This is a genomic window from Rhodococcus sp. NPDC057529 (genome assembly GCF_042802055.1).
Lineage (GTDB): Bacteria > Actinomycetota > Actinomycetes > Mycobacteriales > Mycobacteriaceae > Rhodococcus_F.
Genome location: NZ_JBHVEY010000014.1, coordinates 142,169 through 165,815 on the forward strand (window position 1 = coordinate 142,169; position 23,647 = coordinate 165,815).

Annotated in this window: 26 protein-coding genes, 1 tRNA gene and 1 other RNA gene; 13 read left to right on the forward strand and 15 right to left on the reverse strand. The window is 69.1% G+C overall.

From position 1 onward, the window contains the following. Positions 1-13 precede the first annotated feature (13 nt). The 3 genes from ACFU5V_RS26480 to aceE form a co-directional block, all read right to left on the reverse strand. Positions 14-931: an ACP S-malonyltransferase gene (locus tag ACFU5V_RS26480; RefSeq protein WP_378702961.1), complete on the reverse strand. Its 918-nt coding sequence runs from the start codon at positions 929-931 to the stop codon at positions 14-16. Positions 932-1,058: 127 nt separating this feature from the next. Then, a complete protein-coding gene (locus ACFU5V_RS26485) occupies positions 1,059-2,330 on the reverse strand; it encodes a CdaR family transcriptional regulator (protein ID WP_012688158.1) in 1,272 nt (423 codons plus the stop codon). 75 nt (positions 2,331-2,405) lie between these two features. Then, positions 2,406-5,261: a pyruvate dehydrogenase (acetyl-transferring), homodimeric type gene (gene aceE, locus ACFU5V_RS26490; protein WP_378702962.1), complete on the reverse strand. Its 2,856-nt coding sequence runs from the start codon at positions 5,259-5,261 to the stop codon at positions 2,406-2,408. A gap of 197 nt (positions 5,262-5,458) precedes the next feature. On the opposite strand from aceE, the gene ACFU5V_RS26495 reads away from it, so the two are divergent. The 4 genes from ACFU5V_RS26495 to ACFU5V_RS26510 all read left to right on the forward strand — a co-directional run bounded on the left by ACFU5V_RS26495 (position 5,459) and on the right by ACFU5V_RS26510 (position 7,227). Beyond that, entirely contained in the window at positions 5,459-6,022 is a 564-nt protein-coding gene (locus tag ACFU5V_RS26495) for a hypothetical protein (protein WP_378702963.1), read from the forward strand. Positions 6,023-6,190: 168 nt separating this feature from the next. After that, positions 6,191-6,616, forward strand: a complete 426-nt coding sequence (locus ACFU5V_RS26500) for a DUF3052 domain-containing protein (RefSeq protein WP_012688155.1) — start codon at positions 6,191-6,193, stop codon at positions 6,614-6,616. Positions 6,617-6,658: 42 nt separating this feature from the next. Further along, positions 6,659-7,123 (forward strand): peroxiredoxin, encoded by a 465-nt coding sequence (locus ACFU5V_RS26505; protein WP_378440005.1) that lies wholly within the window; start codon positions 6,659-6,661, stop codon positions 7,121-7,123. A gap of 32 nt (positions 7,124-7,155) precedes the next feature. Then, positions 7,156-7,227: transfer RNA gene (locus ACFU5V_RS26510), tRNA-Val, on the forward strand. Between the two features lie 70 nt (positions 7,228-7,297). Here ACFU5V_RS26510 and ACFU5V_RS26515 read toward each other — a convergent pair. Both ACFU5V_RS26515 and ACFU5V_RS26520 read right to left on the reverse strand, forming a co-directional pair. Beyond that, the gene (locus ACFU5V_RS26515; RefSeq protein WP_378440003.1) at positions 7,298-7,489 is read right to left on the reverse strand and encodes a hypothetical protein; all 192 of its coding nucleotides are present in this window, start codon (positions 7,487-7,489) and stop codon (positions 7,298-7,300) included. Positions 7,490-7,754: 265 nt separating this feature from the next. Further along, positions 7,755-8,117, reverse strand: coding sequence for a DUF5655 domain-containing protein (locus ACFU5V_RS26520; protein WP_276140059.1), 363 nt, complete (start codon positions 8,115-8,117; stop codon positions 7,755-7,757). A gap of 49 nt (positions 8,118-8,166) precedes the next feature. Between ACFU5V_RS26520 and ACFU5V_RS26525 the strand changes: the two genes are divergently transcribed. Next, positions 8,167-9,150 (forward strand): cobalamin biosynthesis protein, encoded by a 984-nt coding sequence (locus ACFU5V_RS26525; protein ID WP_378702964.1) that lies wholly within the window; start codon positions 8,167-8,169, stop codon positions 9,148-9,150. Here ACFU5V_RS26525 and ACFU5V_RS26530 read toward each other — a convergent pair. From ACFU5V_RS26530 to ACFU5V_RS26540, 3 genes are read right to left on the reverse strand one after another with little or no spacing between them, the layout of a single operon-like run. Next, a complete protein-coding gene (locus ACFU5V_RS26530; RefSeq protein ID WP_378439999.1) occupies positions 9,091-9,966 on the reverse strand; it encodes an SURF1 family protein in 876 nt (291 codons plus the stop codon). The genes ACFU5V_RS26525 and ACFU5V_RS26530 overlap by 60 nt on opposite strands. A gap of 43 nt (positions 9,967-10,009) precedes the next feature. Continuing rightward, a complete protein-coding gene (locus ACFU5V_RS26535) occupies positions 10,010-10,483 on the reverse strand; it encodes a low molecular weight protein-tyrosine-phosphatase (protein WP_378702965.1) in 474 nt (157 codons plus the stop codon). Further along, positions 10,470-11,171 carry an HAD-IA family hydrolase gene (locus tag ACFU5V_RS26540; RefSeq protein WP_378702966.1) on the reverse strand — a complete coding sequence of 234 codons (702 nt, stop codon included), beginning with the start codon at positions 11,169-11,171 and terminating at the stop codon, positions 10,470-10,472. Before ACFU5V_RS26540 ends, ACFU5V_RS26535 begins: the two co-directional genes overlap by 14 nt. Between ACFU5V_RS26540 and cobC the strand changes: the two genes are divergently transcribed. From cobC to ACFU5V_RS26560, 4 genes are all read left to right on the forward strand, one after another. After that, positions 11,165-12,235, forward strand: a complete 1,071-nt coding sequence (cobC, locus tag ACFU5V_RS26545; RefSeq protein WP_378439992.1) for an Rv2231c family pyridoxal phosphate-dependent protein CobC — start codon at positions 11,165-11,167, stop codon at positions 12,233-12,235. The genes ACFU5V_RS26540 and cobC overlap by 7 nt on opposite strands. Beyond that, positions 12,232-13,371 carry a Nif3-like dinuclear metal center hexameric protein gene (locus ACFU5V_RS26550; RefSeq protein ID WP_378702967.1) on the forward strand — a complete coding sequence of 380 codons (1,140 nt, stop codon included), beginning with the start codon at positions 12,232-12,234 and terminating at the stop codon, positions 13,369-13,371. Before cobC ends, ACFU5V_RS26550 begins: the two co-directional genes overlap by 4 nt. A 99-nt stretch (positions 13,372-13,470) precedes the next feature. Continuing rightward, positions 13,471-14,208, forward strand: a complete 738-nt coding sequence (locus ACFU5V_RS26555; protein WP_378702968.1) for a zinc ribbon domain-containing protein — start codon at positions 13,471-13,473, stop codon at positions 14,206-14,208. Next, positions 14,205-15,305, forward strand: a complete 1,101-nt coding sequence (locus ACFU5V_RS26560) for a bifunctional RNase H/acid phosphatase (RefSeq protein ID WP_378702969.1) — start codon at positions 14,205-14,207, stop codon at positions 15,303-15,305. Before ACFU5V_RS26555 ends, ACFU5V_RS26560 begins: the two co-directional genes overlap by 4 nt. Positions 15,306-15,312: 7 nt before the next feature. On the opposite strand, the gene ACFU5V_RS26565 is transcribed toward ACFU5V_RS26560, so the two are convergent. Continuing rightward, positions 15,313-16,563, reverse strand: a complete 1,251-nt coding sequence (locus ACFU5V_RS26565; protein ID WP_378702970.1) for an SLC13 family permease — start codon at positions 16,561-16,563, stop codon at positions 15,313-15,315. Beyond that, positions 16,560-17,087, reverse strand: a complete 528-nt coding sequence (locus tag ACFU5V_RS26570) for a DUF1697 domain-containing protein (protein ID WP_378441414.1) — start codon at positions 17,085-17,087, stop codon at positions 16,560-16,562. The genes ACFU5V_RS26565 and ACFU5V_RS26570 overlap by 4 nt, the downstream gene beginning before the upstream one ends. 60 nt (positions 17,088-17,147) lie before the next feature. Between ACFU5V_RS26570 and rnpB the strand changes: the two genes are divergently transcribed. Both rnpB and ACFU5V_RS26580 read left to right on the forward strand, forming a co-directional pair. Next, an RNA gene (gene rnpB / locus ACFU5V_RS26575) (RNase P RNA component class A) lies at positions 17,148-17,585 on the forward strand. A gap of 226 nt (positions 17,586-17,811) precedes the next feature. Beyond that, on the forward strand, positions 17,812-18,615 hold the full coding sequence (locus tag ACFU5V_RS26580; protein ID WP_378702971.1) for an alpha/beta fold hydrolase: 804 nt from the start codon (positions 17,812-17,814) through the stop codon (positions 18,613-18,615). Between the two features lie 59 nt (positions 18,616-18,674). Here ACFU5V_RS26580 and ACFU5V_RS26585 read toward each other — a convergent pair whose 3' ends face one another. From ACFU5V_RS26585 to ACFU5V_RS26595, 3 genes are read right to left on the reverse strand one after another with little or no spacing between them, the layout of a single operon-like run. Next, a complete protein-coding gene (locus ACFU5V_RS26585) occupies positions 18,675-19,298 on the reverse strand; it encodes a LysE family translocator (RefSeq protein WP_378702972.1) in 624 nt (207 codons plus the stop codon). Between the two features lie 22 nt (positions 19,299-19,320). Continuing rightward, positions 19,321-19,740 carry a MaoC/PaaZ C-terminal domain-containing protein gene (locus ACFU5V_RS26590; RefSeq protein WP_378702973.1) on the reverse strand — a complete coding sequence of 140 codons (420 nt, stop codon included), beginning with the start codon at positions 19,738-19,740 and terminating at the stop codon, positions 19,321-19,323. Continuing rightward, positions 19,737-20,183, reverse strand: a complete 447-nt coding sequence (locus ACFU5V_RS26595) for a MaoC family dehydratase N-terminal domain-containing protein (RefSeq protein WP_378441406.1) — start codon at positions 20,181-20,183, stop codon at positions 19,737-19,739. The genes ACFU5V_RS26590 and ACFU5V_RS26595 overlap by 4 nt, the downstream gene beginning before the upstream one ends. A 393-nt stretch (positions 20,184-20,576) precedes the next feature. Here ACFU5V_RS26595 and ACFU5V_RS26600 point away from each other — a divergent pair, with 393 nt between their 5' ends. Together ACFU5V_RS26600 and ACFU5V_RS26605 are read left to right on the forward strand one after the other, a co-directional pair. Continuing rightward, on the forward strand, positions 20,577-20,762 hold the full coding sequence (locus ACFU5V_RS26600) for a hypothetical protein (RefSeq protein ID WP_005254262.1): 186 nt from the start codon (positions 20,577-20,579) through the stop codon (positions 20,760-20,762). A gap of 30 nt (positions 20,763-20,792) precedes the next feature. Continuing rightward, on the forward strand, positions 20,793-22,193 hold the full coding sequence (locus ACFU5V_RS26605; protein WP_378702974.1) for an RNB domain-containing ribonuclease: 1,401 nt from the start codon (positions 20,793-20,795) through the stop codon (positions 22,191-22,193). A gap of 17 nt (positions 22,194-22,210) precedes the next feature. On the opposite strand, the gene pip is transcribed toward ACFU5V_RS26605, so the two are convergent. Both pip and ACFU5V_RS26615 read right to left on the reverse strand, forming a co-directional pair. Then, positions 22,211-23,176 (reverse strand): prolyl aminopeptidase, encoded by a 966-nt coding sequence (pip, locus tag ACFU5V_RS26610; RefSeq protein WP_378702975.1) that lies wholly within the window; start codon positions 23,174-23,176, stop codon positions 22,211-22,213. A 7-nt stretch (positions 23,177-23,183) separates the two neighbouring features. Then, on the reverse strand, positions 23,184-23,639 hold the full coding sequence (locus ACFU5V_RS26615) for a hypothetical protein (RefSeq protein ID WP_378702976.1): 456 nt from the start codon (positions 23,637-23,639) through the stop codon (positions 23,184-23,186). Between the last annotated feature and the right edge of the window lie 8 nt (positions 23,640-23,647).

A 23,647-nucleotide genomic window follows, 5' to 3' on the forward strand; every position in this document is an offset into this window, starting at 1 on the left:
TGCGCGCAGCAAACTAGCCGAGTTCTGTCAGTTCGGCTAGCGCGGAGATATCCCCCGGGGTCTTGAGTGCCAGGGTCGGCGTGCCGCGCATCTCACGCTTGGCGATACCGACCAGGGTTCCGGCTGGTGGAAGTTCCGCGATCGCCGAGACCTGAGCGGTCCGCAAGCTCGCGGTACACAGGTCCCAACGCACAGGTCGGGTTACCTGCGCGGCCAGCTTAGTCAGTGCGTCGGCTCCGGATGCGACCGGTGCGCCGTCGGCGTTGGAGAGCAGAGTGCGGGTGGGTTCACCCGGTGTGATCTTGGACGCAGCCTCGGTGACGGCCTCCTGCGCGGGAGCCATGAACCGGGTGTGGAACGCGCCCGCGACGGGCAGTGCGCGCACCCGCGCCTTCTCCGGCGGGTTGGCGGCGAGTTCCTCGAGCGCCGTCAGCAGACCTGCCGCGACGATCTGGCCGGCCGCGTTGCGGTTGGCCGGTTCGAGGCCCAGCTCGTCGAGACGGGTGAGCACCTCGGTCTCGTCGCCCCCGAGGACGGCGGACATGCCGGTCGGCTCGAGTGCGCAGGCCTTGGCCATCTCCGCACCGCGGACCGCGGCGAGGGCGACGGCGTCGTCGGCGGAGAGGACCCCGGCGACGGCGGCCGCGGCGAGTTCACCGACGGAGTGCCCGGCTGCGATGGTGTCTGCGGGAACCAGGCCACGCGAGTCGAGTTCCTCGAATGCGAGGATCGCGGCGGCCACGACGAGGGGCTGAGTCACCGACGTGTCGGTGATCTCCTCCGCCGTCGCGGTGGTACCGAGGCGGACGAGGTCGAGGCCGGCAGCCTTCGACCACAGTGCGACACGGTCATGAGAACCCGGCAGCTCCAACCAAGGGATGAGCATGCCGGGAGTCTGAGAGCCCTGACCCGGGGCGAGCAACGAAATCACTCTTCAAGAGAACACCGTCAACCGCGTACCGCGAGATGTCGTTGCGAATGAACCTTTGTCGGCGGATTTGTTGGGTTCCCACAAAATTGCACGTGGGCTCCTCGCATCGAATCTGGACAGACGTTCGTTACAGCCCTGCTTCTCCGAATGGGAAGGGTGTGACTGGTGTTAAACGTGATATGGGTTCGTTATGGGAATGTGTCAATCGACCCACGGTGGCAGCCACTCTGAGCACATACGCATCCCGCGGATTCGTCGGATCGCGCCCGGTGACCTCCGCGATTCTCTTGAGTCGATACCGCACAGTATTTGGATGAACAAACAGCTGCCGGGCGCAAGTCTCAACCGCACCTCCACAGTCGAGATACGCGTCCAGAGTGTCGGTGAGAACACCGCCGGCGGCCGCCAGCGGAGCGACCAGATGGTCGTTGAGAGCGGTGACTGCGGCGTTGTCCCCGAGCAGTGCCCGCTCGGGTAGCAACTCGGCCGCGTGGACGGGCCGGGGGGCGCCCCGCCACCCGGCGACCGCCTGCATCGCGGCAAGCGCCTCGACGGCGCTGAAGTGGGCGGCGCCGAGCGTCGGCGTGGTCGGTCCGATGATCACCGGCTCGTCCGAGAACTTGCCGAGCAGGTCGGTCATGAAACTCGAGTGCCCCGACCCCTCCTGCAGCTCGCCGCTGACGACCATCACCAGCCGCGAACCCTGCACGACCGCGAGCGCGGCCCGGCCGTGCCTCTGCGCGATGGTGTGGACGGTGCCGACGACGGAGACGCGTTCGTCCTCGGGAGGTGTGCCGACGATGACCGTGGCGGGAGCGGTGGCATCCCAGTTGAGGGTCGCCGCCCGCGACAACATGTCGGACCCGGTGTCGCCGCGGACCACGGCGTCGACGACGAGGGCCTCGAGCCGCGTGTCCCAGGCACCGCGGGACTCCGCGGCACTCGCATACACGGAGGCGGCCGCGAAACCCAGTTCGCGGCCGTAGCGCAGCACGGCCTCGGTGAGCGCGATCAGCTGCTGATCGTTCCGGGCGAGCGCCGGAAGCCACTGCTCGAAGAACTCCATCGCCACCCGCACCATGTCCACCGTCTGGCTGAGCGTGAGCCTGCGCGCCAGATCCTGCGGAATCACCTGGAACGCGTCCAGGCTGAACCGGATGTCACTGTCCGGGTTCTTCAGCCATTCGAGGAAGTTGACCACCGCGGTCTGGACCAGCAACTGCACGTTGGAACGCTGAGCGGCGTCGAGGTCGTCGAAGAACGGAAGTTGATCCTGCATCGTCGTGACGGCCTCGGTCGAGAGGCGACCGGAGAACTGTTTGACACGACGCAACAGTGCGTCGGGCAACGGATCCCGGGTTTGTCGTCTGCGGGAGACCAGCGGACTCTGCTCGACCATAGTCAAGAACCTACGCGCACCGCCGCCCGTGTTGTCCGACGGACACACGGGCGGCGGTGGGTGAGGACGGCGGTGTTACGCGCTTCCGGTATCCGTGTAGGAGACGGCGGCGGCGCGGACGTCGTCGATGCGGTACTTCGTGGCGGCTTCGACGGCCTTGGAGCGGTCGAGGGTGCCTTCGCCGGCGAGGGCGGACAGGACGGCGACGACGATGGATTCGGCGTCGACGTTGAAGTACCGGCGGGCGGCGGGGCGGGTGTCGGAGAACCCGAATCCGTCGGTGCCGAGGGTGGTGTACGAGCCGGGGACCCATTGGCGGATCTGGTCGGCGACGGCGCGCATCCAGTCCGAGGCGGCCACGAACGGGCCGGCCGCATCCGACAGGGCCTGGGTGACGTAGGGCAGCGGGGCGTCGGTGCCCGGGTCCCGCAGCGCCTGGCGTTCGGATTCGATGCCGTCGCGGCGCAGTTCACCCCAGGAGGTGACCGACCACACGTCGGCGGCCACACCCCACTCGTCGGCGAGCAGTTCCTGCGCCCGCAGGCCCTCGGGCATGGTGACACCGGAGACCAGGATCTGCGCCTTCGGGCCCGATGCTTCGGACTTCTTGAACAGGTACAGGCCCTTGAGCAGCCCGTCGACGTTCAGGTTCTCGGGTTCGGCGGGTTGGGTGTAGGGCTCGTTGTAGAGGGTGATGTAGTAGAAGATGTCCTCGCCACCGAACCCGTCCACGCCGTCGGTGCCGCCGTACATCCGGCGCAGCCCGTCCTTGACGATGTGCGCGATCTCGTAGGAGAACGCCGGATCGTAGGCCACGGCGGCGGGGTTGGTCGAGGCCAGCAGCAGCGAGTGCCCGTCGGCGTGCTGCAGTCCTTCCCCGGTGAGGGTGGTGCGGCCGGCGGTGGCGCCGAGGACGAATCCGCGGGCCATCTGATCGGCGGCGGCCCACAGGCCGTCGCCGGTGCGCTGGAACCCGAACATCGAGTAGAAGATGTACAGCGGGATCATCGGCTCCCCGTGGGTGGCGTAGGAGGTGCCGACCGCGGTGAACGAGGCCGTCGAGCCGGCCTCGTTGATGCCCTCGTGCAGGATCTGCCCGATCTCGGACTCCTTGTACGCCAGCATCAACTCCGCGTCGACCGCCGTGTACAGCTGCCCGTTGCGGTTGTAGATCTTCAGCGAGGGGAACCAGGAGTCCATCCCGAAGGTGCGGGCCTCGTCCGGGATGATCGGCACGATCCGCTTCCCGATCTCCTTGTCCCGCAGCAACTCCTTCATGATCCGCACCAACGCCATGGTGGTCGCGACCTGCTGCTTCCCGGAGCCCTTGCGGACCACGTCGTAGGTGGAGTCCGCCGGCTGCGGCAACGGCGCCGCCCCGGTGCGCCGCTGCGGCAGGAACCCGCCCAGCGCCTTGCGGCGGTCGAGCATGTACTGGATCTCCGGGGCATCTTTGCCGGGGTGGTAGTACGGCGGCATCTTCGGGTCCTTCTCCAACTCTGCGTCGGAGATCGGGATCCGCTGCAGGTCCCGGAAATTCTTCAGGTCGTCGAGGGTCAGCTTCTTCATCTGGTGGGTGGCGTTGCGGCCCTCGAAATGCTTGCCCAGGGTGTAGCCCTTGATGGTGTGCGCCAGGATCACCGTCGGCTGCCCCTTGTGCGCCATCGCCGCCGCGTAGGCGGCGTAGATCTTGCGGTAGTCGTGGCCGCCGCGTTTGAGGTTCCAGATGTCCTGATCGGACAGGTTCGCCACCAGCTCCTTCGTCCGCGGGTCCCGGCCGAAGAAGTGCTCCCGCACGTACCCGCCGTCGTTGGCCTTGTAGGTCTGGTAGTCACCGTCCGGGGTGACGTTCATCAGATTGACCAGGGCGCCGTCGCGGTCCGCGTGCAGCAGGGCGTCCCACTCGCGGCCCCAGACCACCTTGATCACGTTCCAGCCGGCGCCGCGGAAGAACGACTCCAACTCCTGGATGATCTTGCCGTTGCCGCGGACCGGGCCGTCGAGGCGCTGCAGGTTGCAGTTCACCACAAAGGTGAGGTTGTCCAAACCTTCGGTGGCCGCGACGTGCGCGAGGCCGCGGGATTCGGGTTCGTCCATCTCGCCGTCACCGAGGAACGCCCACACGTGCTGGTCGGCGGTGTCCTTGATGCCGCGGTCGTGCAGGTAGTGGTTGAACCGGGCCTGGTAGATGGCGTTCATCGGGCCCAGGCCCATCGACACCGTCGGGAACTCCCAGAAATCCGGCAGCAGCCGCGGGTGCGGGTACGACGGCAACCCGCCGCCGGAGTCGGTGTGCGAGTGTTCCTGCCGGAACCCGTCCATCCGCTCCGCCGGGATCCGCCCCTCCAGGAACGCGCGGGCGTAGATGCCGGGGGAGGCGTGGCCCTGGATGAAGATCTGATCGCCGCCGCCGGGATGGTCCTTGCCGCGGAAGAAGTGGTTGAACCCCACCTCGTACAGGGCGGCGGAGGAGGCGTAGGTGGAGATGTGGCCACCGACCCCCACCCCGGGGCGTTGCGCGCGGGTCACCATCACCGCCGCGTTCCACCGGATGAACGCCCGATACCGGCGCTCGACCTCCTCATCGCCCGGGAACCACGGCTCGTTCTCCGTCGGGATGGTGTTCACATAATCGGTCGACGTCAACGCCGGCAGAGCGACGTGCTTCTCCCCGGCCCGCTCGAGCATCCGCAACATCAGATACCGGGCACGAGTCGGACCGGACCGGTCCAACAAACCATCGAACGATTCCAACCACTCCGTGGTCTCATCCGGATCGATATCCGGCAGATACGACGCAACACCCTCACGGATGACGCGCACGCGTCCGTCGGAACCCGGGGTCGCACTGGGGTTGGAAGGTTGGGCCGCTCCGGCGCCGGGTGTGGCGGAATCCGGTTGAGACGCGGGTCCCTGGATCAGGTCTGACAACGTTGCTCCTCATTGTGGTGGGACGCGCGGTGTGGCGTCCTCTCCATGCGATCGCGGCCTTGTTAGGCCCGATCCATCTCCTTTATGAATATGGCGCGACCCTCATCTTTCCCCATTGCGGCGCGGTCGGCACACCGTGCTCGGGTTACTCTTCGGTAGCGTTTGCGCAGATCCGGGGCCGAATGTTGAATTTATCGATGTCGTCGAAAACATGGGGGAGACGAATGTGCACGTCGTCGCGTCGCTGGGGGCTGCTGAGTGCTGCCGCCGCAGCGATCGCCGGCGCCGGCATCATCGCCGGATGTGGCGGCGCGATCGAGGGAACCGCGCAGCAGAACGACTCCCAGGCGGCCGAGTACGCCGCCGAAGCGACGTCCTCATCGGTGGCCGCGTCGTCCTCGCAGAAGGCCGCGGCCGAGCGGGAGGCGCTCGTGGAGCAGTGCACGATGTTCGTGACCCGTGCCGGTGAGACGATCGACACCTACAACACGTTCATCGACGCCGCCAACGCCGAGGCCGCGGACACCGGCACGAAGGCGAGCGCCGCAGCGGCGGCACTCCGGTCGGCCGCGGACGGCGCGAACGCCGCCACACCCGCACTTCCCCCCGACCTGACCGGACTCCTCACCGATTACGCGAACAACTATCGCGAACTCGCCGCGGCCGTCGACAGCGGGCAGCGCGGAGACATTCTGAACACGCTCGCGAGCCGAGGAGACGAGCTCAGCGACTCGATTCGGGCAGCTTGCCCCACATCGTGACTCCCGCACCGTAGGCTCGGTCGATGACCACGCATCACTACATTCTCAGAAAAATTCGCGTGGTCGGCTTGCGCGAAAGCGTTCGAGCATGTTCGCTTTCACCTAATTGATCTTCATCCGGCAGGTGTTCGGGTATCCGAGCACCGTCAACAAAAGGAGGACCCCACCGTGGTCGCCGCGGCGGACGCCCAAAACTACGCTCAGAAACTCGGGATCACTGCCGACATGGCGGTACAGGAACTGGGCTGGGACGAGGACACCGACGACGACCTGCGTGCCGCGGTCGAGGACACCATCGGTGGAGAACTGCTGGACGAGGATTCCGACGAGGTCATCGACGTCGTGCTGCTGTGGTGGCGCGACGAAGACGGAGATCTCGTCGACGCCCTCATGGATGCCATCGGGCCCCTGGCCGACGACGGATTCGTGTGGGTCCTCACCCCCAAGACCGGCCAGCCCGGTCACGTGGAGCCCAGCGAGATCGCCGAGTCCGCACCCACAGCCGGTCTCACCCAGACGTCGGCGGCAAATCTCGGAGACTGGTCGGGAAGCCGTCTGGTTCAGCCGAAGTCGCGCCCCGCGAACAAGCGCTGAACAGTCTCACCTTTCCCGTTCACTCACCGAAGGAATCACGTCATGCCGCTCGACGTGGGCACCACCGCCCCCGATTTCACCCTCAAGGACCAGAACAACCAGGAGGTGACGCTTTCCGATTATCGCGGAAAGAAGAACGTCCTGCTCGTGTTCTACCCGCTCGCGTTCACCGGAACGTGCCAGGGTGAGCTCTGCAAGGTTCGCGACGAACTGCCGAAGTTCGAGAACGACGAGACGGCGATCCTCGCCCTCTCCGTCGGTGCGTCGCCGACCCACAAGATCTGGTCCGCCGAGCAGGGATACACGTTCCCGCTGCTCGCCGACTTCTGGCCGCACGGCGCGGTCGCGCAGCAGTACGGCGTCTTCAACGACAAGCTGGGCTTCGCGAACCGCGGCACCTTCGTCATCGACAAGGAAGGCATCATCCGGTTCGCCGAGATGAACGGGCCCGGAGAGGCCCGTGACCAGGGAGCTTGGGAGAAAGCGCTCGCCACGCTAGAGTCCTGATGCGCATCCGGCGAGGTTCTCGCCGGATGTTCGGGCGTGTAGCTCAGTGGTAGAGCTCTGGTTTTACACACCAGCGGTCGGGGGTTCGAAACCCTCCGCGCCCACCGTCAGGCAAGGCCCCGATCCACGTTCGTGCGCGGGTCGGGGTTTTCTCGTTTCCCCACCCGTTAGGGGTCAGATGCCGTCTCGCGAGGCCGTCGAACCGCGCCGATCGAGTTCGGCCTCGAATTCGGCGATCCGGCTGGTGACGGTGCGCACCGTTCCGCAGCCGTAGTCGTTCGCGATCGACTCGCCGAGCAGTGCTCGCTGCTCGCCGAGCAGCGCGAGCAGTTCGTCGTCGCCGAGCTTCGTCACGTCGCGGGACACCCTTCGATCGTCCCAGGCGTAGTCGGCGATTCCAATGGCTCGCTGAAATTCCCACCGGACGCGCAGAACCCCGCCGGGCCACGTGGGTGTGTTGAGTCAGCACCGAAGATGTGAGCAGGGCGGGGCCGTGCGCCGCCCCTGAATGGGGGGAACGAGGCGGCAAATACCATGGTAGGCGCACGAAAGGGCGCTTGGCGAGTTCCTCAGGAGAGTTTCAGGTATCAGACATTCCGACCGGAACCTGTCCGTCCGGCCCCGGCGGCGTCTACCGGTTGCGCGTGCCCGGACCCACCGTGTCGTAGGCCTCCGCGAGGAGCGCGGCCAGGGTGTCGTCGAGCTGATCGTCGGAGGTGATCGTCAACCGGTGCGTGATCACCGTCTTCGTGGTGGGAAACGCCTCCCGCAACTGCGGGTGATGGACGCGGCGGCGCAGGTCGAGGGCGATCTCGAGCCGCGACGAATAGATGAACGCGGCAGCGAAGACGCGGGCACGAGCCCACGCGATCTCGGTCCGGTGGACGCGCTCGTCCACCTCGCCGCACGCCAGAACGAGGTCACGGAACTGCAGCAGGCGCTCGGTGGCGTCCGGATCCTTGCCCGCCAGGTACTCGTCGATCGCGGCACTCATGGGACGCTCCTTTACATCGCCTGCAACGTTAGTTGATACAAATAGCGGCGTGCATCGAACCTCCCGTCCCACCACCGCGCGCGCCGCAGGCCTGCTTCTCGGCTTCGCCGCCGACCGCGCGTTCGCCGACCCCGCCCGATGGCATCCCGTGGCCGGATTCGGCCGCACCGCAATGGCATTGGAGAAGGCGACGTACCGCGACTCCCGGTCGGCCGGAATCGTGCACGTCGCCGTTCTGGTCGGTGGAGCGGCCGGTCTGGGGGTCGCCGCGGCCCGGACGGCGCGGCGCGGGGGATGGGCCGCGGAGGCGGCCGCGACCGGCGTCGCAGCGTGGGCGGTGCTCGGCGGAACGTCCCTGGGACGGACCGGGTCGAGCATGGCCGCGTACCTCGCGGCGGACGACCTCGCCTCCGCCCGCGCCCTGCTGCCGTCGCTGTGCGGTCGCGACCCCAGCGTGCTCGGCGTCGACGGGCTCACCCGGGCGACGCTGGAGTCGGTGGCCGAGAACACGTCCGATTCCGCGGTCGGCGCGTTCCTGTGGGGCGCGGTGGCCGGCATCCCCGGACTGTTCGCCTACCGGGCGTCCAACACCCTGGACGCGATGGTCGGCTACCGCTCGCCGAAGTACCGCAACTTCGGCTGGGCCGCGGCGCGATGGGACGACCTCCTCAACCTGCTGCCCGCCCGACTCACGGGTGCGCTGACCGTCCTCGCCGCGCCGGTGGCCGGTGGGTCGCCGACGGAGGCGTGGGACGCCTGGCGGCGCGACGCGTCCCAGCACCCCAGCCCCAACGCCGGTGTCGCGGAGGCCGGCGCGGCGGGCGCTCTCGGCATCTCGCTGGGCGGGCGCACCGAATACGCGCACGGCGTCGAGATGCGACCCGTGCTCGGATCCGGGCCGTCACCCCGGCCCGTCGACCTCGACCGCGCGGTGCGACTGTCGACCGCGGTCCAGGGTGGTGCGGCGCTGGTGTCAGCGGCCCTTGCCGTAGCGGTCGGCCAGTTTCGCTTCCGCCGCCGTCCTCGGCGCTGATTCCACCGGCGTGCTCCGGGTGAACGGCTTCTTCCGGGCCACGGGGGCGGGGGCGGCGTCGTCGGACGCTTTCGCGGACTTCTCCTTGCGGCGTTCACGCCACTCCGCGCGAATGAAGTAGGCCAGGCCGAGCGGCGCCATGATGCCGAACGCCAGCCACTGCAAGCCGTACGACAGGTACGGGCCCGCATCGAGTTGCGGGAGCGGAATGGTGCCGAGGCCGCCCGGCTGATCGGGTTCGAGTTGCACGTACGCGTCGATCAGATCCGTGCCGATGAAACCGCCGATCTGGCCCGCGTCGATGTAGTAGACCTGCCGGAGCCCGTTCTCGTCGATCGGTTCCTTGCCTGCGATGGTGCCCTCGGACTTGCGGACGCGACCGTCGAGCGTCACCGGCCCGGCCGGCGGCGGATCCACCGGCGGCGCCTCGGTGCCCTGGATCGGGCGGACGTAGCCCCGGTTGACCAGGATGGTGCGACCGTCGGTCAGCTGCAGCGGAGTCAGGACCTCGTACGCGGGCTGCGATTCGATGGACCGCAACCGGACCAGCAGATCACTGTTCTGCACGTACGACCCGGTCGCAGTGACGCGGCGCCACTCGTCGTCCGGATTCGCCGCGGCGCCGGACAGCAGAGTCTCCAGCGGGACTGGGTCGGCGTCGACCGAGTCGGCAATCAGCTGGTTCCGGTGCTCCGTGGACGTGTTCTTACCGAGCTGCCACGGCGCGAGCACGTAGAAACACATGAAGGCGAATCCGGCGACCACCACGGCCAACACCAACCAGCCGGGTCGCAACAGAAATCTCAGCCTTCGCACGCCTCCACGGTAGCCGCTCGCAGGTCGGGCCCCTGATCGTGGGTTACCGGCTGCGCACCCAGTCGAGCAGCCCGGGCACCGCGGCCTCGATCTGGAGGCGGACCCGTTCGAAGTCCTCGAGGTCCCCGTAGAACGGGTCGGGCACGGACGCCGTCTCCGCGTCCGGGTCGAAACTGCGCAGCAGCCGGCGGCGCTCGTCGGGCACGCCCATGTGGGCAAGCTCACGGTCGTGGTTGGCCGCGAGAGCGACCACCAGATCGGCGCCGAGGTGGAACGGGCCGACCTCCGCGGCCGTGTGGCCCGTCGGATAGCCGTTCAGCTTCAGGGTCTCGTTGGTGCGGATGTCGGCCTCACGGCCGATGTGCCAGCCGTGGGTCCCGGCGCTGCTCACCATCACCCGATCATCGAGGGCTTCCCGCCGGAGGTGCTCGGCGAAGATCTTCTCGGCCATGGGGGAGCGGCAGATGTTGCCGGTGCACACGAACGTCACGTGCAGCGGGGTCTCAGGCCGCGTCATCGAGCAACTTCCCGAGGTCGGCGACGGTCTGCGCCCTCGTGTGCGCGCGCTCGGCCTCGGCGGGGAATCCATAACCCCACTCGACGAACACCGCGGGGATGCCCCAGTGCGCGGCGCCGAGGACGTCGTGGTCGCGGTCGCCGATCATCAGGACGTCGGCGGTGGCGCCCTCGGTGGCGGTGACTCCCAGGTTCCGCAGCGAATGCGCGATCACGTCCGACTTGGCGCGGCGACTGCCGTCGTCGCTGGCGCCGCCGATGAACTCGAAGTAGTGCGCGAGTTCGAAGTGTTCGAGGATGCGGATCGCGAACCGCTCGGACTTCGACGTGGCGACTGCGAGTCTCCGGCCGCTGCCGCGGGCGGCGACGAGCACCTTCTCGATGCCGTCGAAGACGGCGTTCTCGGCCCAACCCACGCGGTCGTAGCGTTCGAAGTAGGCGGCGATCGCCTGCTGCACGAGGTCTTCGCCCAGTCCCATCGACCGGAACGTGTCGATCATCGGCGGGCCGATGACGGCGTCGATCATCTCGTCGGTCGGTTCCGGCTGACCGATCGCCGCGAGCGCGTGGCGGAAGCCGGCGTGAATGCCGGGCGCGGAGTCGGTGAGCGTGCCGTCGAGGTCGAACAACACGATCGGCGCAGACAGGGCAGAAGAGGCGGTGGACGCGGAGGTGGAGAGAGATGTCACCGGACCATTGTCCCTTAGGCTCGACAATCGTGGACATTCGCGCCGGTAGCCGGGAAAGCCTTCGTCACCACGGAGACGTGGATGCGGGGCCAGGACTCCTCGATTTCGCCGTCAACGTGCAGGGCGACGGGCCGCCGGACTGGCTGCGCCTCCGCCTCGCGGACGCGCTGGCGCACCTGGGCACGTACCCGACGGTCGCGGCCGATCTCGCGGCCCGGACCGCCGTGGCGTCCCGGCACGGCCGGACACCCGAGGAGGTGCTGCTGCTCGCCGGGGGCGCCGAGGGGTTCTCCCTGCTGCCGCGGCTCGGGATCCGGGAGGCGGCGCTGATCCACCCGTCGTTCACCGAACCCGAGTGGGCGCTGCGGGAGGCACAGGTGCCGGTCACGCAGGTGCTGCTCGACGACCCGTACGTCCTCGACTCGGCGACGGTCCCCGAAACGGCCGACCTGGTCGTGATCGGCAACCCGACCAACCCGACGTCGGTACTGCACCCCGCCGAGGCGATCCTGCGGTTGCGCCGACCGGGCCGGATCGTCGTCGTCGACGAGGCGTTCATGGACGCGGTCCCGGACGAGGACGAGTCGCTGGCCGGTCGCGCACTGCCGGACGTCCTGGTGCTGCGCAGTCTCACCAAGACGTGGGCGCTGGCCGGGTTGCGCTGCGGGTACGCGCTCGGGGCTCCCGAGATCCTCGAACGACTGCAGGTGGGACGGGCGCACTGGCCGGTGGGCAGCCTGCAGGTGGAGGCGATCGCCGCGTGCAGCGAACTTCACGCCGTCGCCGCCGCCCGCGACCACGCAGTCGTGCTCGGTGAGTGGCGCGACGACATGATCCGGCGGCTGACCGGGATCGGCGTCGCCGTGCACCGGCCCGCGGTCGCGCCGTTCCTGCTGCTCCGCCTGCCGGACGGCGAACTGATGCGCAAGCACCTGCGCGAACGGGGCATCGCCGTACGCCGCTGCGACACGTTCCCCGGACTCGGACCCGACTTCCTCCGCGTCGCGGTGCGCCCCGCGGAACAGACCGCCGTGCTCGTCGACGCGATGAAGGAGATCCTGTGAACCCGGTGCGTCTCGCCGACGTGATCACCACCCTGGGCGCGGCCTACCCGCCTTCCCTCGCCGAGTCGTGGGATTCCGTCGGCCTCGTGTGCGGCGACCCGGACGACGCGGTGGCGACGGTCACGGTCGCGGTCGATCCGACCGCCGCGGTGGTCGACGAGGCGATCGCCGGCGGCGCCGACCTGCTCCTCGTCCACCACCCGCTGCTGCTCCGCGGAGTCGACACCGTCGGCGCCCACACCCCGAAGGGTGCGCTCGTCCACAAGCTGATCAGGGCCGGCTGCGCCCTGTTCACCGCGCACACCAACGCCGATTCCGCGGACCCCGGCGTCTCCGACGCACTGGCGGCGGCGCTCGGGCTGACCGTCACCGGGCCGATCGAGCCGCAACCGACCGAGAACCTCGACAAATGGGTGGTCCTCGTCCCCGCCGGTGACGCCGACACGGTGCGCCGCGCACTGTTCGACGCCGGCGCCGGACACATCGGCAACTACCGCGACTGCAGCTGGTCCGTCACCGGGCAGGGCCAGTTCCTGCCCACCGACGGCGCGAATCCGGCACTCGGCGCGGTCGGCGCACTCGAACGGGTCGAGGAGAGCCGGGTGGAGGTGATCGCGCCGCGCCGCCTCCGGCCGACGGTGCTCGCCGCGATGCGCGCCGCCCACCCGTACGAGGAGGTCGCGTTCGACGTGTTCGAGACGGCGACGTTCCCCGGCCCCCGCGGACTCGGACGCGTCGGCGAGCTACCCGAACCGCTGACGCTGCGCGAGTTCACCGACCGGGTCGCCGGTGCGCTGCCCGCCACCACGTGGGGTGTGCGGGCCGCGGGCGACCCCGACGCCACGGTCCGCACCGTCGCCGTGTGCGGTGGCTCGGGCGACTCGTTCCTCGACGACGTCACACGCCTCGGCGTGGACGCGTACGTGACCGCCGACCTGCGGCACCACCCCGCCGACGAGCACCTGCGCGCCGGAGGTCCGGCCCTGATCGACGTCGCACACTGGGCGAGCGAGCAACCGTGGTGCGAACAAGCGAAGGGCGTGCTCGACGCCGCGTTCGCGCACACACCCCGGTGGCAGGTGCGGGTGTCGGCGGTGCGCACCGATCCGTGGTCGGTCAGCGCGCCGTCGTCGTAGCGCCGTCCGGCCGAAACCCGTGATGCGCCGGGGTACGGTTGACACCCAGCAATCTGCCGCAGAAGAACCCGTCACAGAAGACAGCAGGAGTTACCACGCGTGAACGTCGAACCACAGGTGCAGTCCAAGCTTCTCGACCTCGCCGGCGTCGATGCGGAGCTGTCGCGGATCGCCCACCGACGCACCGCGCTCCCGGAGCGTCAGGAAGTCGAGCGGCTCGAGGCGGAGCGCGTCACCCGTAAGGATGCGGCCGTGGCCGTGGAGATCATCCTCGACGACCTCGACCGCGACATCCGCAAGCTCGAAGGCGAAGTGGACGCCGTCCGTCAGCGTGAGGACCGCGACCGCAAGCTCCTCGAGAGCGGAACGGTCGGATCGAAGCAGCTCACCGAACTCGAACACGAACTCGGCAGCCTCGTCCGCCGTCAGGGGCTGCTCGAGGACGAACTGCTCGAGGTGATGGAACGGCGCGAGGCGTCGCAGTCCGACCACGATCACGCCGGTGCGCAGCTGTCGCAGATCGAGGAAGACCTCATCGACGCGTCCCGCCGCCGCGACGACGCCGTCGCCGACCTGGACGCCGCGGAGCAGCGCTGTACCCGGGACCGGGCGGCACTCGCCGACCAGTTCCCGACCGACCTGATCACCGTCTACGAGAAGCAGCGCAGCCAGAACGGCGTCGGCGCGGCACTGCTGCAGGCCCGCCGCTGCGGTGCATGCCGTATCGAACTCGACCGCGGCGAGATCTCCCGCATCACCGCCGCCGCACCCGACGTCGTCGTGCGCTGCTCCGAGTGCGGCGCGATCCTGGTGCGCACCAAGGAGTCGGGTCTGTGAGTGCCGGTCGTGTCGTCGTCGAGGCGGACGGTGGATCGCGCGGCAATCCCGGACCCGCGGGCTACGGCACCGTGGTGTTCGCGGCCGACGACGGCGCCGTGCTCGCCGAACGCAAGGAAAGCCTCGGCATCGTCACGAACAACGTCGCCGAATACCGGGGGCTGATCGCCGGGCTCGAGGCCGCCGCCGAACTCGGCGCGTCCGCGGTTGACTTGCGGATGGACTCCAAACTGGTCGTCGAGCAGATGTCCGGGCGCTGGAAGGTCAAACACCCGGACATGATTCCGCTGCAGCGCCGGGCGTCGGAACTCGCCCGGCAGTTCGATTCCGTGACGTACACCTGGATTCCGCGGGCCGAGAACGCGCACGCCGACCGCCTCGCCAACGAGGCCATGGACGGCGCCGAAGGTTCCGGCGCCGAACCGGAACCGGCCGCCCTCGCGGACAAGGCCACGCCGGCGGCGCCGGGCTGGATGGACACGGCGGGCGCCCCCACCCGGATGCTGCTGCTCCGGCACGGGCAGACCGTGCTGTCCGTCGACCGGCGGTACTCGGGTCGCGGGAACCCGGCGCTCACCGAGATCGGGCTGGCGCAGGCGAACGGCGCGGCCTCCCGCTTCGCGGGCAACGACGGCATCGCGGCCGTGGTGTCGTCCCCACTGGGGCGCGCGCAGCAGACCGCGGCGGCCGCGGCGAAGGTGCTCGGGCTCCCGGTCACCGTGCACGAGGGCCTCACCGAAACCGACTTCGGCGCGTGGGAGGGCCTGACGTTCCGGGAGGCCGCCGACCGCGATCCCGCACTGCACCGCAAGTGGTTGTCGGACACGTCGGTGCGACCGCCGGAGGGGGAGAGCTTCGACGAGGTCCGGGAGCGGATCGTGAAGGTCCGCGACGACCTCACCGCCACCTACGGCGGCGCCACGATCCTCGTCGTGACACACGTGACCCCCATCAAGACCCTGCTGCAGCTGGCGCTCGACGCGGGACCGTCGCTGCTGTACCGGCTGCACCTGGATCTGGCGTCGCTGAGCATCGCCGAGTTCTACCCTGACGGCGGCTCGTCCGTCCGCCTGGTCAACGACACCTCCCACCTGTGAGTACTTCTTAACCGCCGGCGGTTGAGAAGTACTCACAGGCCCAGAGGGCGACGACGGCCGCGAGCAGGGTCAGCGGCGTGGTCACCAGCGCGAGAATCGTGAACGTCCGCAGATCCGCGGGCGATCCGGCTCGCGCGGCGACCCGTCGCCACAGCATGATCGCCAGCGACCCCACGTAGGTCAGGTTCGGGCCGAGATTCACCCCGAGCAACATCGCCAGGACGAGGGCGGTCGGCGGGTGGGGTCCGAGCGCCGCCAGCAGGAGCAGGGTGGCGGGGAGATTGTTCACCAGATTCGCGGCGACCGCCGCGACGACGGCCATCGTGAGCAGGGCCGCGAACGACGTGTCGGTCGGCAGCCGTGAGCCGATCCAGTCGCCGATCGGGCCGTTGGCGACGCCGGCGACGACGACGCCGAGGACCAGGACGAACGCGCAGAACCACACGTCGACCGAATACAGGATGCGGCCGAAGTCGGTGCGGCCGTCGCGCAGAGCCACGACGCCGAGCACGATCGCCCCCGCCGCCGCCACCCACGCCGGCGCGATCCCCACGAAGCCGGACACCGCGAAACCGGCGAGCGTCGCCGCGAGGATCGACAGCGCGACGGTCGGTGCGGGTGGATCGCGGGCCGGTTCCGGTTCGGCGTCGGGCCGATCCAGGTGGCGGCGGAAGAACATCCGGAACAGGATCAGTTCGACGACGATCGCCACCGCCCAGGGCAGCGCCATGACGGCGGTGAAATGGAGAAAGGTCAACCCCGTCGCGGAAAAGGCGATCAGGTTCGTGAGATTGGAGACGGGCAGCAGCGTCGACGCCGTGTTCGACAGGTGAGCGCTGGCGTACGAGTGGGGGCGCGGATCCATCCGCAGCGAGCGGGCCGTCGCGATCACCGCCGGCGTCAGCAGCACCACCGTCGCATCGAGACTCAGCACCGCGGTGGTGAGTGCCGCGGCCCCGAACACGAGCGTCAGCAACCTCTTCGGATCCCCGCGGGCCCCGCGCCGCAGCCGGGCCGCGATCCAGGTGAACACACCCATCGCGTCCGCGAGGTGCGCGAGGACGAGGATCGCCGCGAGGAACCCGACGGTCGGGGCCATCTCGGTCACCTCGTCCCGCGCCTGCGCCGGCGTGACCAGACCGGTGGCCAGGGCGACGACGGCGGCCGGTGCGGCCGCGACGATCTCGGGTAACCGGCGAGGCCGGACGACCGCGAAGACGAGGACCGCGGCGACGAGCGCCACTGCCAGAACAGTCACTTCAGGAGCTTGTGGAGGGTGCGCAGGTTCCGCGTGGTGGTGAAGGACTTGAGCTTGGGAGTACCGGTGCTCTTGCCGAACTTGCTCTTCAGCGTCATGCCCCGTTCGACCTCCCAGTACAGGACGCCGTCTCCGGCCTGCACGCGTTCGACCTCCGGGTCCAGGTCGTCCCGGAGCCGCAGCAGCGTGTCCAGGACCTCGGGGTCGGGAGTCACCAGCACGTACGGGTGCCAGCCTTCTCGCTCGGGGTCGAACGGGTAGTCGTCGACGATCTTCCGGATCGTGTCGAGGTCGAGGACGAAAACCCAGGCTTCGTAGTGGAAGTCGGCGCGCAGCGCGGATTCGATGTCGCTCTTCAGCGCGGGGACGTCGTCGCGGTCGGAATCGAAGAGCACGTTGCCCGACGCGAGGACGGTCTTCACGTTCTCGAATCCCAGCTCGGCGAAGGTGCTGCGGAGGTCGGCCATCTTGATGTTGATGCCGCCCACGTTGATACCGCGCAGGAGGGCGGCGTATCGGGTCATGCTCAGACCATAGTGCGGCGGCACGACACGTTCGCGCGAACTGTAGGCTGATCGGGCGGACGAGTTGGCCGGGCGACCGCGGCACGGGGAACCAGCACATCAGTGCGCAGGCCCCGAGTCGAGGAAAGTCCGGACTCCACAGAGCAGGGCGGTTGTTAACGGCAACCCGAGGTGACTCGCGGGACAGTGCCACAGAAAACAGACCGCCGGCGCCACATCCTCCGGGGTGCGGTGTCGGTCAGGGTGAAACGGTGCGGTAAGAGCGCACCAGCACCCCGGGTGACCGGGGTGGCTAGGTAAACCCCGCCCGGAGCAAGGTTGAAGGCCGCATCGGATCCTCCGGGACCCGGTGCGGCTGCGCAGGTGTTCGAGGGCTGCTCGCCCGAGCCTGCGGGTGAACCGCTCGAGGTACCCGGCGACGGTGTGCCCAGATGGATGGTCGCCACCCGGCGCTTCGGCGCCCGGGGACAGGATCCGGCTTACACGCCAACTCGTCCGCCTCGTTCCTGCGCCTGCGGGATCCGCCGCGTGCGGCGGGAGAGCAGGTCACGGCCCTGACTGGCGAGTAACAAACAGACCGGTTAGTGTTTTTCCCGCAGCGGCCCGACTGACCCGAATCGGGGTCGATGCCGGGGCCCGTCGTCCACGTCCGTGGGCGATGGGGCCCCTCGCCGGCGGTGCCGGGAACGGTAGATGTTACTCGAGATAGCGGTAACATCTGCTCATGGACTTGCCTCACGACATCGCCGGTTCCGGCCCCACCCTGGTCCTCGTGCACGGGGTGGTGCATCGCAGGCAGGCCTGGAACGTCCTGCTCGACCAGCTGACCCCCTATCGCCGGGTGGTCACCGTCGACCTTCCCGGACACGGCGAATCGGCGGCACTCGAAGACGGTGCGGACACGATGGACCGGCTGGTCGAGGAATTGAGCGGGTTCGTCCGCTCGGTGACGCCTGCCGGGGAACGGCCGCACATCGCCGGGAACTCGCTCGGCGGCTGGCTCTCGCTCGCCCTCGCCGCCCGGGGCGAGGTCGCCTCGGCCACGGCACTCTCACCGGCCGGCTTCTTCGTCAACCACGCCGATCAGGCCCGCACCATCTACACGTTCCGGGCTCTGCGCGGAGTCACCCGGGCGCTGGGCCCGAACACTCCGAAGGCGTTGCGGTACAGAGCCGTCCGCTATCCCTCACTCGCCGCCTTCTTCGCGCGGCCCAGCCGGGTGCGCTACGAGGACGCCGTGATCGACGCGCAGTCGCTGGCCACGAACGCCCTGGTCGACAAGGGGCTGACGGCCTCGTTCGACCTCCCGCCGGTGGTCGACGCGACGGTACCGGTCACCGTGGCGTGGGGGCGGCGGGACCTGATTCTGCCCGTCTACCAAGCGCGACGGGTGCGCAGAGTGTTCCCGCAGGCGCGGACGCTGATTCTGCCCGGCATCGGGCATGTCCCGATGACCGACGACCCGGACCTGATCGGCACGATCCTGCTCGGCGGCAGCGCCGCGAGTTCCAGCGACTCCCCGAACTGACCGCGCTACCGCGCCTCGGTGACAAATCGGCGCTACCGCGCCTCGGTGACAAATCGGCGCTACCGCGCCTCGGCCACGACGATGGCGCCGAATCCGAAAAGGACGGTTCCCGTGATCCGGTCGAGGACCTTTCGCACCGACGGCTTCTCCAGCGTGGTGCGCGCGCGGGTCAGCAGGATGCTGTACGCGCCGAGCCAGACGATCCCGAGCAGCCCGTGCACCAGCACCAGCAGGGCCAGGCTCGGGGCGGTCGGCCACCCGGGCGGAACGAGCTGGGGGAGCAGGCCGGTGTAGAACACCGCGATCTTGGGGTTCAGAAGGTTGGTCAGGAACCCGGCCCGCCAACTCGACCCCGAAGACGGAACCGGCGCCGGCGCGGTCCGGGCGGCGCGAGGGCGCGTCCGGCTGCGCCAGAGGGTGGACACTCCCAGATACACCAGGTACATCCCGCCGACGATCTTCACGACGGTGTACGCCTCGGCGGAGGCGGCGAGCACCGCACCGAGGCCGACGACGGTCAGGGCGCCCCACACCATCAACCCGGCGACCACGCCGAACGTCGCGCGCAGCGCCGCGCTGCGTCCACCGGACAGTCCGGCGCGGGTCACCACCGCCATGTCCGGACCCGGAATGACCGTCAGGAGCCCGAGCACCGCGAACGCCGTCACCACTGCACCGATCATCGGACCAGTATGTGGGGTGTGGTCAGCGCAGTGAAATCCAGACCTGGGACTTGCCGAGCACGGTGTGCCCGTCGAACGTGACCGTCAGGTCGATCCTCGCGGTGCCTGCGGAGTCGTCGACTTCCGCGGCCTTCGCGACGACGTCGACCACCGCACCCCGGTCCGGGTCGACGATCACCGGCTTGGTGAAGCGCGCTCGGTATCCCGTGACCAGTGCCGGATCGCCGAGCCAGTCGACGACGCACTGCGTCGCCAGTCCCAGCGTGAGCATGCCGTGAGCCAGCACGCCGGGCAGGCCCACCGCGTCGGCGACGTCGTCCCGGTAGTGAATGGAGTTGAAGTCACCGGACGCCCCGGCGTAGCGGACCAGAGAATCCCGGGTCACGTGATACCGGGCCTTGGCGACGGTGTCGCCGAGCAGGATTCGTCGCGGGGACGTCATTCCTCCCCCCTGACGAACAGCGTCGACGTCATCGTGCTCACGTGATCGCCTGTGGCGTCGTGGATCTCGATGTCGGCGACGAGCAGGGTGTGCGGGCCACGCGTGGTCACGTGCGTGACGGTGAGCACGGCGGAGAGTTCGTCACCCGCGACGACGGGGCGGTGGGACGTGGCGTGCTCGGTGCTGTGCACCAGATTGACCGGCTCGATTCCCGACGTCGGGTCGGCGACCAGTTGCGCGAGTGCGCGTTCCTGCACGATGACGGGAAACGTGGGCGGGGCAACGAGATCGGCGTGACCGGCGGCGCGGGCGCTGTCGACGTCGAACGACGTCGGATTGGTGGCGAAGACGGCGCGGGCGAATTCCCTGATCTTCTCGCGGCCGACGAGGTAGGGCTCGGTCGGTGGGTAGACACGACCCTCGATCTCCGGATTCACTCCCATCACGTCAGCCTAGAGACGTGTCGTCCGCTGGGCAGGGCGAAGCGTCACGAATGGGTTGCGGGCCCACCTGCCCTGATGCGACGAAACCCCCGCCGGAGGTGTCCGGCGGGGGTTTCGGGGTATCGACTGATCGACAACCGTCAGACGGGATCGACCATCAGCAGTTGGGCCCAGTAGGTGGCGCCTTCGGCACCGAGGTAGGGAAGTAGCTGATCAAAAATGATCGTCGACATGCTCGCTCCATTCTCTGTTCGGGCACTGCGCGCGGGAAGAACGAGCCATCGGCACCGCACTGACCGGCGCCGGAGACCGTATCACCGGACAGGACTCCGAGGGTAACAGTCTGAGCGTGATCCACAACCCCACACGTCCCACCGGTGCCACACTGAGGGCATGACTGACGAAGATCACCTCTGGTACTACAACGTCGAGGACGGCACCGTCACGCAGGGGAAGGCGGCGTCGTCGATGTCGCGGATGGGCCCGTATCCCGACCGCGCGTCGGCGGAGAAGGCGCTGCAGATCGCGGCGGAGCGGAACAAGGCCGCGGACCGGGCCGACGAGGAGTGGAACAACTAGCGTCACGGGAAGGATGTGCGCGAGGTGCCGATGAGCCGTTTCGTTGCGCGCGGAATCGATTTCGGCACCGTGCGCACCGAATTCCACCTGCCGGACGGGTATCCGCCCGCCGCGGTCGCGCAGGCGCGGACGGCGTCCGACCGGTACGCGTCCGAACGGCAGGACCGCACCGATCTCGCGTTCGTCACCATCGATCCGCCCGATTCGATGGATCTCGATCAGGCGCTGCACCTCGAGCGGACAGCCGGCGGATTCGTCCTGCACTACGCGATCGCGGACGTCGGCGCCGTCGTGGAGCCCGGTGGGGTGCTCGACGTGGAGACCCGCAAACGCGGGCAGACGTTCTACCTCCCCGACGGCAAGGTGCCGCTGCATCCCCAGGAACTCTCGGAGGGATCCGCAAGCCTCCTTCCAGGTGAGGACCGCCCGGCGGTGGTGTGGCGGATCGAACTCGACGAGTCGGCCGAACCGCTGTCGTGCACCGTGTTCCGGGCCACGGTGCGGTCCGTGGCCCGACTCGAATACGCCGGTGTGCAGGCCGATGCGGAGGCGGGACGACTGCATCCGTCCATTGCGTCGCTGCCCGAGTTCGGCAGGCTCCGAACGGCGGCGGCGGTGGCGCGCGGCGCGATCGAACTCCGGCTCCCGGAGCAGGAGGTGGTGCCGGACGGCGACAGCTGGCGTGTCGACCTCGCGCCCCGCACCGAGGCCGACGACTGGAACGCCGAGGTCTCGCTGCTGACCGGAATGTGTGCGGCCGCCATGATGCTCGACGCGAAGATCGGGTTGCTCCGCACCCTGCCGCCTGCCGGGCCGGACGCGGTCGGGGCGCTGCGGCGCACGGCGGCGGCGCTGGGGATCGACTGGCCCGAGAGCGTCGGTGTCGGTGCGCTGCTGGCGGGGCTGGACCCGAATTCGGCGTCGACGCTGGTGCTGATGACCGAGGCGCCGTCGCTGCTGCGGGGAGCCGACTACGCGGCGTTCGACGGCACCCTGCCGGAACTGACCGCGCACGCCGCCATCGGCGCCCCGTACGCACACGTGACCGCGCCGCTGCGCCGGCTCTCGGACCGGTACTCCACCGAGGTGTGCCTGGCCGTGTCCGCCGGAACGCCGGTGCCGTCCTGGGCGCGGGACGCCCTGGGGTCGATGCCCGAGATCATGACCGGCTCGGATTCTCTCGCGAGCAAGATCGACCGGGCCTGCATCGACCTCACCGAGGCGACCGTGCTCGCGGACCGGGTGGGGGAGACGTTCGACGCGACCGTGCTGCGGTCACGGAACGGCAAGCGCACCGCGGACGTGTTCGTCCCGTCGGTGTCCGTGATGGCCAAATGTGTCGGCGACCCCGCCGAGGGCGAGCAGGTGAAGATCAGGCTCGTGTCCGCCGACGTCGCGAAGCGGACCGTCGAATTCGGTTATCCCGCATAGTGCGTCAGGCGAGTGCGTCAGGCGCGGAAGCGGTCCGTCGCCTCGACCAGGTGGTGGACGATGCCCGGTTCCATCGCGGAGTGGCCGGCGTCGTCGACGATCTCGAGCCGGGAACCCGGCCACGCCCGGTGCAGCGCCCACGCGCTGGCCGCCGGGCACACCACGTCGTAGCGGCCCTGCACGATCACGCCCGGAATGCCGTCCAGCGCGGCGGCGTCCCGCAGCAGCTGGCCCTCGTCCAGGAATCCGCGGTGGTGGAAGTAGTGGTTCTCGATGCGGGCGAAGGCCAGTGCGAACCTCGGCTGGGACGTCTCCACCACCCGTTCCGGTTTGGGTAGCAGCGAACTCGTCGCGCCCTCCCACGTGGACCACGCGACCGCGGCCCGCGTCGCGACGTCGGCGTCGTCGGAGTGCAGGAGCCGGTGATAGGCCTCGACGAGATCCCCGCCCCGCTCCGGCTCCGGCACCGGCGCCAGGAACTCGTCCCACAATTCGGGGAACAGGTGTCCGGCGCCGCCGTTGTAGTACCAGTCGATCTCGCTGCGGCGCAGCAGGAAGATGCCGCGCAGCACCAGTTCGGTGACCCGGTGGGGGTACTGCTGGGCATAGGCGAGTGCCAGGGTCGAGCCCCACGACCCGCCGAAGACCTGCCACCGGTCGACGCCGAGATGCTCACGCAGCATCTCGATGTCACCGAGGAGACGGCCGGTGGTGTTGACCGACAGATCTGCCCCGTCGGCGACGTGGGGTGTGGAACGCCCGCATCCGCGCTGGTCGAGCAGCACGATCCGGTACGCCTGCGGGTCGAAGAACTGCCGTTGCGCGGGGTCGGTGCCGCCGCCGGGCCCGCCGTGGAGGAACACGACCGGCTTCCCGTCGGGGTTGCCGCTCTGCTCCCAGTACATCTGCTGGCCGTCGCCGACGTCGAGGTGCCCGAACTGATACGGCTCGAGCGGCGGGTACAGGGTGCGCAACTGGCTCACGTCGGCCTCAGAATCCGATCAGGCCGGATGCCAGATCGGGGATCTCCAGCGCGATGATCGCCTGCTGCCGGATGTCGGGGCAGGCCGCCGTCGTGATGACGTCGATCCGGGCCCGGTCCTGCAGGAAGTCGAGCGCATTGAGGTTGTTCTTCGCGATCCACGTGCCGACCAGGCCGTTCAACCCGGTCTTCCCGATCGTCGGGGTGTAGGTGCGCCAGCTCTGCAACTGCCCCTCGAGGTCGGTGCACAGCTGGGCGGCCTGCGCCTCGGTGACGCCACCCGGCACCGGGCCGGTGCCGGGAACCGCCGTGGTGGCCGGTGGCGGGGGCGCGGTGGTTCCGGGCGCGGGGGCGGGGCCCTGCCCGGCGCACCCCGTGATCAGCGCCGCGGCCGCCACCGTCCCGGCCGCGGCGACGACCAGGCGGTGACGACGTCCGGTGCCGAACACGCGTCGCTGTCCCATGAATCCCC

Bases quoted from the DNA above. Each gene is read 5' to 3' on its own strand.
- ACFU5V_RS26485 (WP_012688158.1), bottom strand. From the start codon at position 2,330: ATGGTCGAGCAGAGTCCGCTGGTCTCCCGCAGACGACAAACCCGGGAT.
- ACFU5V_RS26495 (WP_378702963.1), top strand. From the start codon at position 5,459: ATGTCGTCGAAAACATGGGGGAGACGAATGTGCACGTCGTCGCGTCGC.
- ACFU5V_RS26505 (WP_378440005.1), top strand. From the start codon at position 6,659: ATGCCGCTCGACGTGGGCACCACCGCCCCCGATTTCACCCTCAAGGAC.
- ACFU5V_RS26520 (WP_276140059.1), bottom strand. From the start codon at position 8,117: ATGAGTGCCGCGATCGACGAGTACCTGGCGGGCAAGGATCCGGACGCC.
- ACFU5V_RS26535 (WP_378702965.1), bottom strand. From the start codon at position 10,483: ATGACGCGGCCTGAGACCCCGCTGCACGTGACGTTCGTGTGCACCGGC.
- cobC (WP_378439992.1), top strand. From the start codon at position 11,165: ATGTCACCGGACCATTGTCCCTTAGGCTCGACAATCGTGGACATTCGC.
- ACFU5V_RS26570 (WP_378441414.1), bottom strand. From the start codon at position 17,087: ATGACCCGATACGCCGCCCTCCTGCGCGGTATCAACGTGGGCGGCATC.
- ACFU5V_RS26580 (WP_378702971.1), top strand. From the start codon at position 17,812: ATGGACTTGCCTCACGACATCGCCGGTTCCGGCCCCACCCTGGTCCTC.
- ACFU5V_RS26585 (WP_378702972.1), bottom strand. From the start codon at position 19,298: ATGATCGGTGCAGTGGTGACGGCGTTCGCGGTGCTCGGGCTCCTGACG.
- ACFU5V_RS26590 (WP_378702973.1), bottom strand. From the start codon at position 19,740: ATGACGTCCCCGCGACGAATCCTGCTCGGCGACACCGTCGCCAAGGCC.
- ACFU5V_RS26595 (WP_378441406.1), bottom strand. From the start codon at position 20,183: ATGGGAGTGAATCCGGAGATCGAGGGTCGTGTCTACCCACCGACCGAG.
- ACFU5V_RS26600 (WP_005254262.1), top strand. From the start codon at position 20,577: ATGACTGACGAAGATCACCTCTGGTACTACAACGTCGAGGACGGCACC.
- ACFU5V_RS26605 (WP_378702974.1), top strand. From the start codon at position 20,793: ATGAGCCGTTTCGTTGCGCGCGGAATCGATTTCGGCACCGTGCGCACC.
- ACFU5V_RS26615 (WP_378702976.1), bottom strand. From the start codon at position 23,639: ATGGGACAGCGACGCGTGTTCGGCACCGGACGTCGTCACCGCCTGGTC.